Below are 13,041 nucleotides of genomic sequence, written 5' to 3' on the forward strand. Positions count from 1 at the left end.
GTGCGAGGGATTGCAGATGGTTTTGTTAGTTAGAGCCCAGGCCAAAGGGGCTAGCGCTTGAACCCGGCCATTGGCAGGCTGGCCCTGACCCCTATGGACGTGAAGACGGTCGACGCTGAAAGCGTCTTCCGTGATTTTCGCGAATGCCTGAATACCTTTGACGAATGGGCGTCGAGCTTCTGGAGCTTCTCGGCGCTGGATGTCGAGCAGGTGTTCAAGGTCGGGGATGAGGTGGCGCTGGTCGCCCCGATCAACCGCTCCATCATTCCCAGCAGCACCGTTGCCACGTGCCAGGCCAATGGCACGTTGACCCTGGTGCATATGTTCCAAAGCACGCGTTTTGTGCCCATCGGCAATACGCCGGTGGTGCTGCAACGCGTCGATCCCAACGGCGGCCCATTGGGCGAGCCGATCCACCACGCCATCGGCCCCAGCGGCATTCTCGAAATCACCGAGTGTGATCGTAATCAATCATATCGAATCAGTTTTTATCCCGATGTTTCCAAAGATCACGTCAAGGCACTGTACGCGTCTTATCAGTCAGTGATTGCGGGGTTGGAAGAGCGCCTGCGTAAAGCGTGGAAAGACACCTTCCAAGCGCAGTGGAGAATTTATACCGACGCCAAACCGCTCGACCAACGCAGGATGCTGGAGACGGCGGTTCTCAATGGCATGGGCACGGCGCTTTACACCCTTTGGGACAACTTAACGCAGCTGTATGAACTGTTGGCGGACATCAAGCCCAACAGCGAAAAGTTACTGAAGTACATCTCCCAGGCCGAGCTTGATGAGCTGCTGACACTCAGCAACGACGCGATCGCCAACGGCCTGCTGGTACTCAGCGATGAGCCGCTGTTGTTCATTTACGTGTCGGCGATGGTCAGCTGGATGCGCCTGCTGCCGCCGCAAGACATGCAGGAGCTGATGGGCGAAATCACCGGCGAGGTGTTGATCAACTTGCTGTTGATTCGGGCGACGGCGGGCATGGGCGTGGCAGTACGCCTGGGCACTCAAGTCCTCGGGCACATCAAGTCCGGACGGGCGCGGAGTTTGCTCGAGTTGCTGGCAAAACAGCATGTGGGGCCGACGTTGGAGCCACATGTAGCGGCGGTTAAACCCTTGTTGCTGAGCAGTGCCCCGACGCCGATCAAGACCGTGCCGGTTGCGCCGCTGAAGGCTGGGGACCAGTTGGTTGCCAACCCGGTGCCGGCGGTGCGCGGCAAGACGCAGCAGACCGCGTTGGTGCGCCAGGAACCTGTGGATGATGTGCCGGCTTCGGGCAAGAACCTCAATGGCGATGCGGCGGCCCCTGCGGACAAAACCGTCACCCACGGTTGCCCCGTTTCGATGGTCACCGGCGAGGAATTGCTGACGCTCACAGACGGCACGCTGGATGGGGTTTTGCCGTTTGAGTGGACGCGGGTGTATCGCACCAGTGCGGTGGAAGTCGATTGCGGGTTGGGGTTTGGCTGGAGTCATTCGCTGGCGCAGCGGTTGGTGGTTTCGGGTGATTCGGTGGTGTGGACGGATCATGAGAACCGCCGTACTGAGTTTGTGCTGCCTACCGCTAATCGACCGGCGATTACCAATAGCTTGGCTGAAGCGGCGATCTATTTGGGTGAATTGCCCGATGAACTGGTGCTGGCCCAGGCGTCGCTGTTCTACCACTTTCAAGAGGGTGTGCTGACCGCCATCAGCGATGCGTATGACAACCGGTTGCGGGTTTTCCGCGATCGTTTGGGGCGGGTTGAGCGGCTGGATAACGGTGTGGGTCGCTCGCTGTTTCTGCGTTATGAGCTGGGCCGCATTGTGGCGGTGGACTATCAGGTTCATCGGGCCAAGGGGCACGAACCGTTTGAATGGGTGACGGAGCAGAAGGTTGTTTCCTACGCCTATGACGACCTTGGCCGACTGGTTTCTGCGACCAATGCCGTGGGTGAAAGCGAGGTTTATCGCTACGACGAGCAGCACGTCATTCTTGAGCGTGGGTTGGCCGGTGGGGCGAGCTTCTTTTGGGCATGGGAACGGGCTGGCAAGGCGGCGCGGTGTGTTCGGCACTGGGCCAGCTTCTCGCAGATGGATACGCGGTATGCCTGGGGGGATGACGGCCGTGTCACGGTGCATAACGCTGATGGCAGCCGGGAAGTGTATGTCCACGATGACCGTGCGCGGCTGGTGCAGCGCATTGATCCGGACGGCGCTGAACACTTCAAATCCTATGACGACAAGGGCCGGCTGACCGTAGAGCAGGATCCGCTTGGGGCGGTGACGGCGTATCAGTACGACGAAGCCGGACGCTTGGTGGCGTTGTTTCCGGGGGACGATGAGCCGACGTCCTACGAGCATGACAACGGTTTCGTGCGGGTTGTACGCCGTGGTGAGGCCGTTTGGAAGTATGAGCGTAACGATCAGGGCGACGTCATTCGCAAGACCGATCCTGACGGCAATATTACGGACTACAGCTACAACAAATATGGGCAGCTGACGGGGGTTTGGTTTCCCGATAACAGTTGCCATCGGCTGGTTTGGAATGAGCGTGGGCAGTTGCTTGAGGAGCTGCTGCCCAATGGGGGTATCAAGCGTTATCGCTATGACGACCTTGGTCGGCAGGTTGCCCGCGAGGATGAACAGGGAGCGCTGACCCAGTTTCAGTGGGACAGCGTGGGTCGGTTGATTCGTGTCGTATTGCCAGGCGGTGCAACACGCGAATACAGCTACAACGCCTACGGAAAAATCACCGCCGAACACGACGAACTTACCCACGTCACCCGCTACGAATACGCCGACGGCCTGCACCTGATCAGCCGCCGTATCAACGCCGATGGCACCCACGTCAAGTACCGCTACGACAATGCGCGCCTGCTGCTGACCTCGATCGAAAACGAGGTGGGCGAAACCTACCGACTCGCTTACCACCCCAACGGCCTGATCCAGCAGGAAATCGGCTTTGACGGCCAGCGCACGGCTTACGTGTATGACCTCAACGGCAACCTGGCGGAAAAAACCGAACACGGCGACGACGGCAGTCAGCTCGTTACCCGTTACAAGCGAGACCACGCCGGGCGCCTCGTAAGAAAAACCCTGCCAGACGGCAATGTTGTCGACTATGCCTACGACCGCCAAGGCAACCTCCTCAGCGTCGACGACGGCCACTGGGCGCTGGCCTACGAGTACGATCCACAAAACCGCCTCACCGCCGAACACCAGGGCTGGGGCACCTTGCGTTACGGCTACGACGCCTGCGGCCAACTTAAAAACCTGCGCCTCCCGGACAATAACCGGCTGGTGTTCAACCACGACAAAGGCGGCCACCTTTCCACCGTCGAACTGAACGGCGAAACCCTCACCTCGCACCTGTTCAAAACCGGCCGCGAACACCAACGCCAACAAGGCCAACTCCTCAGCCACTACCACTACGACGACCAAAACCGCCTGCACGCCCACGCGGTCAGCCAACAGCAACACACGCTATACCAACGCCAATACGACTACGACAAAACCGGCAACCTCACCCGCCTGCTAGATACCCGCAAAGGCGAACACCACTACCACTACGACCCCCTCGCCCGCCTGACCCGCGCCGACCACTCGCAAGACGTGCAGGAACGCTTCGGCCACGACCCGGCCGGCAACCTGCTGATGCAAGACCGCCCCGGCCCGGACATCGTGGCGGGGAACAGGTTGATGATCCAAGGCGATCATCATTATGACTATGACGCCTTCGGTAATTTGATCCGCCAGCGGCGCGGCAAGGGTCATCAGCTCGTCACCGAGTACCGCTACGACTGCCAGCATCGGCTGGTGGGTATTACTCAACCAAACGGGCAAACCGCCAGCTATCGCTATGACCCATTTGGACGGCGGGTCAGCAAAACCGTTAACGACATAACCACGGAGTTTTTCTGGCAAGGCGACAAGCTGGTAGCTGAACACCACGCGGACTGCCATCGCAGCTATATCTACGAGCCAGATAGTTTTCGCCCGTTGGTACTGCTGGAAGGCTTTGGCCCACAAGAAACAAAGCCCTTTCACTACCAACTCGACCACCTCGGCACGCCACAGGAACTGACAAACCCCGAAGGCGAAATCGTCTGGTCCGCGCACTACCGCGCCTACGGTGAAATCGCCCGCCTAGACATCAGAAAAATCGACAACCCGTTGCGTTTTCAGGGCCAATATTTCGATGCGGAAAGTGGACTGCACTACAACCGGCATCGCTACTACAATCCAGATATTGGTCGCTACCTGACGCCGGATCCGGTGAAGCTGGCGGGTGGGATTAATGCGTACCGGTACGTGCCGAACCCTACCGGGTGGGTGGATCCGCTAGGTTTGAACTCGTGCCCTGGTGAGCATGGCTGTAAATCAAAATCTGAAGCGGTAGACATCGCCAAAGCGAAAGTAAACAAGGGAGAGCCCAAACAGCCAGCCAGCAACAGCGAATACTTATTCCGTGGCGATGACAAAACTCCAGACCGTATTTTTCAATATGGTTTTAAAAGCAAGGGCGACAGCAATGACTTATACTTGCACGCGCTCGACAGCAACAACCCACCGAGCAACTTCATAAGTACTTCTCCCTCGAAACTTATCGGAATTGATTTTGCGACCGAATACGGAACTCGAAAAGGCTTTCTCTACGCGCTAAAAAAGATTCCCGGTCGTGACGTTAACAAAGAATTAGGAAAATTAGCTCCTTTTGACAATGAAGCCGAAATAGCTATACAAAGCAAGATAAATACAGAAGACATTTTGGGTGCGACGCCTATGAAACGAGATGGCAGCTATGTGGGATATTCGATTCCAAACCCAAACAGGAAAATAAAATGAAAACAAAAAAAATCAAAGCCATAGTAAATGGTGTAGAAAAATACGTCACTTTCAAGTATGACTCAGCCCATATAAAGTTAAAGTTTTCCGAAGCAGATAATTTTGCGAAAGTATACACAGCAGAAGACATGTACAAATGCTTGGCAAAAGTTAGAATAGAATTCCCTCATATAAAGTTTCTTTGCAAAGGCGCAAAAATCAATGTCAGGCCTTCTAGCATGGCCTCGCAGATGAGTGGAGGAATGGTTGCTTATGAATTAACTCTTGGAAAACGCGCTACACGAGAAGATTTGGTCAACATATTTGACTTTGAAGAACATAACCTCACGAGCGATCCAAACGAGCAATATAATTTTTACAAAGAATGGATAACGTCTATAGGTGCAGATCGAACTGAAGCCCTTGATCCAAAAGAAAGTAACGACTGACGAAATCAGTCAATACCAACCCTGTGGCGAGATACTCACTCGCCACAGGCCTACAAACCAAATCAGATCCCGGCCAACGCTATGATTTGGATTTGGGTGAAGCCAGCGTCGTCGAGTACGCAGCCGGTCGCCTGGACTTGGCCGTGCATGGGCGCCGACGCAGGCGGCTACGGCTTGTTTGCCGAGGTTGACCTGATTAATCCCAATAGAAGTTAGAAAGTGAAAAAATTAGAAATCACCACAATCAGAAATTCGATTCGCGAAAATGCGACCATCGAGTGTGATGGAAAAACAGCAACGCTCTCGATAACGTTCGCGAACGGCGTAAAAGAAACTTACACCGACATTGACATCTATATATGTTTCGGCCTAATGAGAAAAGACTTTAGCGACATAAAATTCCTCTGTAAAGGCGCTAAAATCAATGTATATCCTTCGGCAATGTGCTCACAAATGTCTAGTGGATTGGTTGCTTACGAAACAAAACTAGGTGATCCGGACGCGAAGCTCGTTCGTATATTCGATTATGAAGAAAATGAACTCACAAACGACATTAACGAGCAAATTGCGTATCGCACACGATGGTCTGAATCACTGTATGCATAGCTTCAAGCTCCTGTGACGAGCAACCTCACTCGCCACAGGCCCACAACCCAAATTCAAATCCCAGCCAACGCCAAATCCATCGCAAAATACGTAAAAATCAAATCCGCGCCAGCCCGCTTGATCGACCCCAACGTTTCGCGCACCACCCGGGCCTCATCAATTGCGCCTGCCTGGGCGCCAAATTTGATCATCGCGTATTCGCCACTCACCTGATACGCCGCCACCGGCAAGCGTGAGGCTTCGCGAATGTCGCGGATGATGTCGAGGTAGGCGCCAGCCGGTTTGACCATCAGCGCATCGGCGCCTTCCTGTTCGTCGAGCAGGGACTCGCGTACGGCTTCGCGGCGGTTCATTGGGTTCATCTGGTAGCTTTTGCGGTCGCCCTTGAGGGCGCTGCCGCCGGCTTCGCGGAATGGGCCGTAGAGGGCCGAGGCAAATTTGGTGGAGTAGGCCATGATCGGGATATGGGTGAAGCCCGCGTCGTCCAAGGCACGGCGAATGGCCTGGACCTGGCCGTCCATGGCGGCCGACGGTGCGATGACATCGGCACCGGCGCGGGCGGCGGCCACGGCTTGTTTGCCGAGGTTGACCAGGGTCGCGTCGTTGTCGACGTGGGCACCGTGCATCACGCCGCAGTGGCCGTGGTCGGTGTATTCGCAGAAGCAGGTGTCAGACATCACGATCATGTCCGGCACGGCGTCCTTGATGATCGAGGACATGCGCGAGACCAGGCCGCGCTCTTTCCAGGTGTCGCTGCCGTTGGCGTCCAGGTGGTGGGACACGCCGAAGGTCATCACCGACTTGATCCCGGCACGGGCATAACGCTCGATTTCACCGGCCAGTTTTTTCTCAGGAATACGCACCACGCCCGGCATGCTGGTAATCGGCACAAAGTCGTCGATTTCTTCTTCGACAAAAATCGGCAGTACCAGGTCGTTGAGGGTGAATTCGGTTTCCTGGAACAGGCCACGCAGCTCCGGGGAGCGGCGCAGGCGGCGAGGACGGGCTTGGGGGAACTGGCTGGTCATGGCTTTCCTGGATAGCGGCAGAATAGTTGGGGCAAAAGCTTATGCCCCTTGGCCCCCGCAGCACAAACGCCCAGGGGCCAATAGTGTATTGCGTGGGCCGTAACAATATATTGATCTAGAGCTGGACTCGCCCTTCGATGCACGCCGCCACTGCGCCGCCCACCCAGATTTCATCACCTTGGCGCTCCACGTGAATTCGCCCGGCACGCCCAATCGCGGTGCCCTGGCTGACCACATACCGCTCGGGCGCGAGGCCTTCGGCCAGCAACCATTGGGCAACACCGGCATTCAAACTGCCGGTGGCCGGGTCTTCCTGGGCGCCGTCACCGGCGATAAAAGCGCGCACTTCAAAGTGGCTGTCCACCTCGTCACGCGCCGGGTCACAGGGCGCGATGACGCCAATGGCCAGGCCGTGCAAATGCGCGTAATCGGGCTGCAAGGCCAACACCTGCTCGCGGTCGGCCAGCATCACCGCCAGCCAGTCCGCGCCGTTATCCACCCACTGGCTGCGCACAATGGCCTCAGGTGCCAGGCCCAACCCCAGGCGCACGCGCTCCAGCAGGGGCGCTTCCACCGGCCCTGTGCGCAACAACGGCGGTGCAATAAACGCCAGTTCATCACCTTGGCGACGGACACGCACCAGGCCGATTTCGCACTCCTGGATAATCTCCTCACCCTTGGGCACGCCGCCTGCCTGCAGCCACGCATGGCAACTGCCCAGGGTCGGGTGCCCGGCGAACGGCAGCTCTTTAAGCGTGGTAAAAATTCTTACCCGATAATCCGCCCGAGGGTCACGCGGCGTCAGCAAAAACGTGGTCTCGCTGAGGTTGGTCCAGTTGGCGAAGTCGGCCATTTGCTGGTCGGTGAGGCTATCGGCGCCGAGCACGACCGCCAAGGGGTTGCCCTTGAGCGAAACCCGGCTGAACACATCCAGTTGCTTGAAATCGAAAGTCGGCATGTCTTAGCTCGGAATACTCAGGCCACGAATCACCGCCGGGCGGGCGACAAAACCGTCCAGTGCACGCAACACATTAGGGAAATCAGCGATGCCAACCAAGTCGCCGGACTCGTAGAAACCGATCAAGTTGCGGATCCATGGGAAGGTGGCAATGTCGGCGATGCTGTATTCATCACCCATGATCCAGGTGCGGCCCAGCAAGTGTTTTTCCAGCACGCCGAGCAAACGCCGAGATTCGGCGGCGTAGCGATCACGTGGGCGTTTGTCTTCGTATGCTTTGCCGGCAAACTTGTTGAAGAACCCGACCTGACCAAACATCGGGCCGATACCGGCCATCTGGAACATCAGCCACTGCAGGGTTTCGTAACGGGTGGCCGGGTCTTCGGAGAGCAACTGGCTGGTTTTTTCCGCCAGGTAAATCAGGATTGCGCCGGATTCGAACAACGCCAGCGGCTGACCGCTCGGGCCATTGGGGTCGATGATCGCCGGGATTTTATTGTTGGGGTTCAGGGACATGAACTCTGGCGACAACTGGTCCTGGGTCTCGAAACTGACCTTATGTGCTTCATAAGGCAGGCCCAGTTCCTCCAGCATGATCGACACTTTGACCCCATTGGGCGTGGGCAGCGAATACAGCTGCAAGCGCTCCGGGTGCTGGGCGGGCCATTTGCTGTTGATCGGGAAAGCGGCAAGTGCGTTCATCGGGAAGTCCCCAGGCTCAAAGTCCCCATAATAGCCACCTGCACGCCGTCCTGCATGGGTCATCATTGCGCAACATAGCCGCGCTATGGTGCGCACAGGCGAACCAAAGAGCCGATTCACACTCTTAACTGCGCCATGACGGTGAAAGGAGATACGCCGTAACAATCACAGGTTAAACCGCAGCACGCCGGATGCGTCGCTGGGGCCAGGCTTGCCCGCCTTAATCGCCGCACTGAAGACTCGAACCTACAATGACAATCAAGCCTCTGTGCCTTGCGCAACGTCTTAAACGTTATGCCTACATCATGTTGCCGCTGTTGCTGGTGGGCGGCGCCATCGGCCTGACCCTGGAGTCGCGAATCAGCCGCGCCGCGCCGGTGGACGGTGTGCAAACCCTGGTGTTCCTGCGCCACGGCGAAAAACCCGTCGGCGGCCTCGGCCAGCTCAATTGCCAGGGTTTGAACCGCGCGATGAACCTGGCCACCGTGCTGCCGGAAAAATTCGGCAAGGCCAACTACGTATTTGCGCCCAACCCGACGCGCAATATCGAGGAAGGCGAGCACGACAACTCCTACAGCTACATTCGACCCCTGATGACCATCAGCCCCAGCGCCATCAAGCTCGGCCTGCCGGTGAACATCAAGTTCTCCGCCAATGACACCCACGACCTCGCCGATGAGCTGGTGGAAGACAAGTACCACAATTCCATCATCTACACCGCCTGGTCACACGGTTATTTGCCGGAGCTGATCAACCGGGTGGCCAGTGAAGCCTCGGGTGAAAAACACACCATCACGGACGATTGGTCGGGCGGCGATTACGACACGCTCTATGTACTGACACTGACCTGGCACAACGGCAAGGCTTCGCTGCTGAGCCGCAACTACAAGCAAGGCCTGGATAACGGCCAGCAGACATGCCCGGATGCAACCCAAGTGAGCGCGGATATCTGAAGCCCTGCAGATAGAGCCCACGCTCCCGCGTAGGAATTCACTCCGTAACGCTCAACTTTCACCCTGGGCGAGGTTCAGGTGCTGGGGCCAGCGTCGCGACGCAGAGCGTCTCAGCCTGCATTCCCACGCAGGAGCGTGGGAACGATCGGTAGTAGGCGCGTATGATGCCCCGCTATTGAATCATCTGCGGACCTGCACCATGCCCAACCTCATCTCCACCCAGCCCAACCGGGGCTGGTCGTTCTGGTGGAAACCAGCGCTGTTCATATTGGTGGCCTGCATCGGCCTCTATTACGTGAAGTGGTCGCCCTACTACCTCAAGGCCTTTGTCGCTGCGGATAACCACAGCATCGGCGCCTCGATTCTCAACGATCAGCAAAGCTCACCCTTGGCCGCGGCACTGGCCTATGCTCAGGTGTATTTCCTGGCGATCTGGAAAGCTGCCGTATTGGCGGTGATTCTGGGGTCACTGCTGCAAGTGTTGATCCCCCGCGACTGGCTATTGCGCCTGTTTGGCCGCGCCGGGCTGGGTTCGACCCTGCGTGGCGGGCTGTTCGCCTTGCCGGGGATGATGTGCAGTTGCTGCGCGGCCCCGGTGGCAGCGGGCATGCGCCGTCAGCAGGTGTCGGTGGGCGCGGCGCTGGCCTTCTGGATCGCCAACCCGGTGCTGAACCCGGCAACCTTAGTGTTCATGGGCTTTGTGCTGGGTTGGGGCTTTACCGCGTTACGCCTGGTGGCGGGGATTGTGCTGGTGGTGGGCGTGTCGCTGGTCGCACAACGCATTGCCCGTCCCGACCATGTGCCGGAAGCGGCACTGGACGCAGTGGCTGACGCGAGTCAGACCGAGTCGCAGCCATTTTTGAGCCGGTGGCTGCGGACCCTGTGGCAGCTGTTCTGGAGCACGATCCCGATCTATATCGTCGCCGTGCTGATTCTGGGCGCCGCGCGGGTGTGGCTGTTTCCCCATGTCGACGGGGCCATGGCCAATAGCCTGGTGTGGCTGGTACCGCTGGCCATCGTCGGCACGCTGTTCGTCATTCCTACGGCAGCCGAGATTCCTATCGTACAAACCATGATGACATTGGGCATGGGCACCGGCCCGGCCGTGGCGTTGCTGATGACCTTGCCCAGCGTGAGCCTGCCGTCGCTGTTGATGCTGCGCAAGGACTTCGACGCGCGGGTGCTGGTGACGGTGGCCGGGCTGACCATGCTGGTGGGGGTGGTGTGTGGGCTGATCGGGGCGGTGATTCTTTAGGCTTTGTTGTGGGGCTTAGGGCCTAATCGCAGGCAAGCCAGCTCCCACATGTTGATCTGTGAATGCAGTCAAATGTGGGAGCTGGCTTGCCTGCGATGAGGCCCTCAAACCCACCGCATCACCCCCGCCTGGCACCCCGCTCGCGCAAGTACTCCACCACCGCGCCCTGCTCCCCTGCAAACTCGATTCGCGCACCTTTGCTTTCACGCTGGAACGCATACATCGGGTCGTAATACTCGCGCAACAGGCCTTCGATCCACACCCGGTGTAAATCCACAGCACCGCTGCGCGCCTGCTCTGCCAGGGCATCTTGCAAAATGGCCTGCAAGCGCTGGAAGCGTTCGCCACCCAGGCGCTTGTGGATGTTGGCCAGGCTCTGGGTCAAGCGCTCGGCAAACAACACCTGCCCGCCTTCGCCAAACACCGCGATAAATTCGGCGTAAAGATCAACCACGTAATCGCGCAGAATCCGTTCGACGCGGCCTTCAACACTGTCTTGCAGCCACACCATCGGGAAGGTCTGCATGCCCTTATGCAACGGCAACGGCAGTGCACAGCTGCCGATCATGCGGCTTTCGTCCTCGACCACAAACTGTTCGATACCGCCCGCGCGTTTCTTCAGCAGGTCCACCGCCAGGCGGTTCTCAAAGTCGATGTTGGTCGGTTGCGCCGTCGCGCGCTTGCCGAAGCTGGAGCCGCGATGGTTGGCGTGCCCTTCAAGGTCCAAGGCATTGCGCAACTGGCTCAACACCTCGGTCTTGCCGGTCCCGGTCATGCCGCCGAGCAAGACGAAATCACACTCGGCCGTCGCTTGCTCCAGGGTTTCCAGCAGAAAGGTGCGCATGGCCTTGTAACCACCGCCGACGCGCGGATAGTCGATGCCGGCCTCGGTTTTCAGCCACTGCTGCACAATTTGCGAGCGCAGCCCACCGCGAAAGCAGTACAGGTAACCGTCGGGGTTGGCCTGGGCGAATTGCGCCCAATGCTCGATGCGCTCGGCCTTGATTGCCCCGGACACCAACTCATGCCCCAGCACGATGGCCGCTTGCTGGCCCTGCTGTTTGTAGCAGGTGCCGACCCGCTGGCGTTCGTCGTCGGTCATCAGCGGCAGGTTGACCACGCCGGGAAACGCGCCCTTGGTGAACTCGATCGGCGCGCGGGTATCCATCATCGGCCGGTCGTTGAGGAAGATGTCGCGGTAGTTGGTGATGTCAGTTGCCATCAAAACACCTCTACCGCGTGGGTCTGTCGCTCAACCAGTGCGCCGATTGGCTCAAGGCTCAGGCCCAGTTCTGCGGCCACAGAGTGAAACTCGGCGTCGCCCTCCGGGGTAACGGCGATCAACAAGCCGCCGCTGGTCTGTGGGTCGCACAGCACGCGCTTGTGCAGTTCCTGCAGACGCCCCAGCTTGCTTGAATAGCTGTCGAAATTACGCAAGGTGCCACCGGGCATGCAGCCTTGGTCCAAGTAGTCCTCGATCCCGGCGAGGCGTGGGACTTTGGCGTATTCGATACGGGCGGTGAGACCACTGCCGTCGGCCATTTCCACCAGATGACCCAACAGGCCGAAACCGGTGACATCGGTCATTGCCGTTACGCCGGCCAACTTGCCAAAACGGCTGCCAGGCTTGTTGAGCGTGCACATCCAGTCACGGGCCAGGCCGATGTCCGCCTCGCGCAATTTGCCCTTCTTCTCGGCGGTGGTAAGGATGCCGATGCCCAGCGGTTTGGTCAGGTACAGCTTGCAACCCGCGGTGGCGGTGTCGTTGCGCTTCATATGGCGCTTTTGCACGATGCCGGTCACGGCCAGGCCGAAGATCGGCTCCGGCGCGTCGATAGAGTGCCCGCCGGCCAGCGGAATACCGGCGGCGTCGCACACCGAGCGGCCGCCACGGATCACTTCGCGGGCTACTTCCGGCGCCAGCACATTCACTGGCCAGCCCAGAATCGCAATGGCCATCAACGGGTCGCCGCCCATGGCGTAGATATCGCTGATCGCGTTGGTGGCGGCAATACGGCCGAAGTCGAACGGATCATCGACAATCGGCATGAAAAAGTCGGTGGTGGAGACCACGCCGCGTTCGTCGTCGATGGCGTACACCGCCGCATCGTCACGCGAGGCGTTGCCCACCCACAGGTTGGGGTCGAGGTTCTGTGCGCCGCTGCCGGCGAGGATCACTTCCAGCACCTGGGGCGAAATCTTGCAGCCGCAACCCGCGCCGTGGCTGTACTGGGTGAGGCGAATCGGCTCGTTCATGGTGGACCTCAAGGTAACAAGTGGG

Annotated in this window: 10 protein-coding genes; 5 read left to right on the top strand and 5 right to left on the bottom strand. The window is 58.5% G+C overall.

Annotation, left to right across the window (positions count from 1 at the left end; translation table 11 throughout):
• The first annotated feature begins 93 nt into the window (after positions 1-93).
• The 3 genes from AB4P96_RS21130 (at position 94) to AB4P96_RS21140 (ending at position 5,864) form a co-directional block, all read left to right on the top strand.
• On the top strand, positions 94-4,830 hold the full coding sequence (locus tag AB4P96_RS21130; RefSeq protein ID WP_395600993.1) for an RHS repeat-associated core domain-containing protein: 4,737 nt from the start codon (positions 94-96) through the stop codon (positions 4,828-4,830).
• A complete protein-coding gene (locus AB4P96_RS21135; RefSeq protein WP_017137783.1) occupies positions 4,827-5,258 on the top strand; it encodes a hypothetical protein in 432 nt (143 codons plus the stop codon). The genes AB4P96_RS21130 and AB4P96_RS21135 overlap by 4 nt, the downstream gene beginning before the upstream one ends.
• A gap of 219 nt (positions 5,259-5,477) precedes the next feature.
• Positions 5,478-5,864: a hypothetical protein gene (locus tag AB4P96_RS21140; RefSeq protein ID WP_236448000.1), complete on the top strand. Its 387-nt coding sequence runs from the start codon at positions 5,478-5,480 to the stop codon at positions 5,862-5,864.
• 53 nt (positions 5,865-5,917) lie between these two features.
• On the opposite strand, the gene hemB is transcribed toward AB4P96_RS21140, so the two are convergent.
• The 3 genes from hemB to AB4P96_RS21155 form a co-directional block, all read right to left on the bottom strand.
• Positions 5,918-6,892: a porphobilinogen synthase gene (gene hemB / locus AB4P96_RS21145; RefSeq protein WP_069786976.1), complete on the bottom strand. Its 975-nt coding sequence runs from the start codon at positions 6,890-6,892 to the stop codon at positions 5,918-5,920.
• A gap of 115 nt (positions 6,893-7,007) precedes the next feature.
• Positions 7,008-7,850 (bottom strand): PhzF family phenazine biosynthesis protein, encoded by an 843-nt coding sequence (locus AB4P96_RS21150; protein ID WP_395600041.1) that lies wholly within the window; start codon positions 7,848-7,850, stop codon positions 7,008-7,010.
• A gap of 3 nt (positions 7,851-7,853) precedes the next feature.
• The gene (locus AB4P96_RS21155) at positions 7,854-8,552 is read right to left on the bottom strand and encodes a glutathione S-transferase N-terminal domain-containing protein (RefSeq protein ID WP_017137779.1); all 699 of its coding nucleotides are present in this window, start codon (positions 8,550-8,552) and stop codon (positions 7,854-7,856) included.
• Positions 8,553-8,803: 251 nt separating this feature from the next.
• Between AB4P96_RS21155 and AB4P96_RS21160 the strand changes: the two genes are divergently transcribed.
• Both AB4P96_RS21160 and AB4P96_RS21165 read left to right on the top strand, forming a co-directional pair.
• Entirely contained in the window at positions 8,804-9,505 is a 702-nt protein-coding gene (locus tag AB4P96_RS21160; protein ID WP_395600042.1) for a histidine phosphatase family protein, read from the top strand.
• Between the two features lie 199 nt (positions 9,506-9,704).
• Positions 9,705-10,760, top strand: coding sequence for a permease (locus tag AB4P96_RS21165; RefSeq protein WP_170038757.1), 1,056 nt, complete (start codon positions 9,705-9,707; stop codon positions 10,758-10,760).
• 118 nt (positions 10,761-10,878) lie between these two features.
• On the opposite strand, the gene mnmH is transcribed toward AB4P96_RS21165, so the two are convergent.
• Entirely contained in the window at positions 10,879-11,982 is a 1,104-nt protein-coding gene (mnmH, locus tag AB4P96_RS21170) for a tRNA 2-selenouridine(34) synthase MnmH (protein ID WP_395600043.1), read from the bottom strand.
• Entirely contained in the window at positions 11,982-13,016 is a 1,035-nt protein-coding gene (selD, locus tag AB4P96_RS21175) for a selenide, water dikinase SelD (protein WP_017134558.1), read from the bottom strand. Before selD ends, mnmH begins: the two co-directional genes overlap by 1 nt.
• Positions 13,017-13,041 lie beyond the last annotated feature (25 nt).

It is taken from the genome of Pseudomonas sp. B19125 (assembly GCF_044218855.1).
Classification (GTDB): domain Bacteria; phylum Pseudomonadota; class Gammaproteobacteria; order Pseudomonadales; family Pseudomonadaceae; genus Aquipseudomonas; species Aquipseudomonas edaphica.

Excerpts from the sequence above, each read along its gene's own strand:
- AB4P96_RS21135 (WP_017137783.1), top strand. The coding sequence starts at position 4,827 with ATGAAAACAAAAAAAATCAAAGCCATAGTAAATGGTGTAGAAAAATAC.
- AB4P96_RS21160 (WP_395600042.1), top strand. The coding sequence starts at position 8,804 with ATGACAATCAAGCCTCTGTGCCTTGCGCAACGTCTTAAACGTTATGCC.
- AB4P96_RS21155 (WP_017137779.1), bottom strand. The coding sequence starts at position 8,552 with ATGAACGCACTTGCCGCTTTCCCGATCAACAGCAAATGGCCCGCCCAG.
- selD (WP_017134558.1), bottom strand. The coding sequence starts at position 13,016 with ATGAACGAGCCGATTCGCCTCACCCAGTACAGCCACGGCGCGGGTTGC.
- AB4P96_RS21150 (WP_395600041.1), bottom strand. The coding sequence starts at position 7,850 with ATGCCGACTTTCGATTTCAAGCAACTGGATGTGTTCAGCCGGGTTTCG.
- AB4P96_RS21130 (WP_395600993.1), top strand. The coding sequence starts at position 94 with ATGGACGTGAAGACGGTCGACGCTGAAAGCGTCTTCCGTGATTTTCGC.
- AB4P96_RS21165 (WP_170038757.1), top strand. The coding sequence starts at position 9,705 with ATGCCCAACCTCATCTCCACCCAGCCCAACCGGGGCTGGTCGTTCTGG.
- mnmH (WP_395600043.1), bottom strand. The coding sequence starts at position 11,982 with ATGGCAACTGACATCACCAACTACCGCGACATCTTCCTCAACGACCGG.
- hemB (WP_069786976.1), bottom strand. The coding sequence starts at position 6,892 with ATGACCAGCCAGTTCCCCCAAGCCCGTCCTCGCCGCCTGCGCCGCTCC.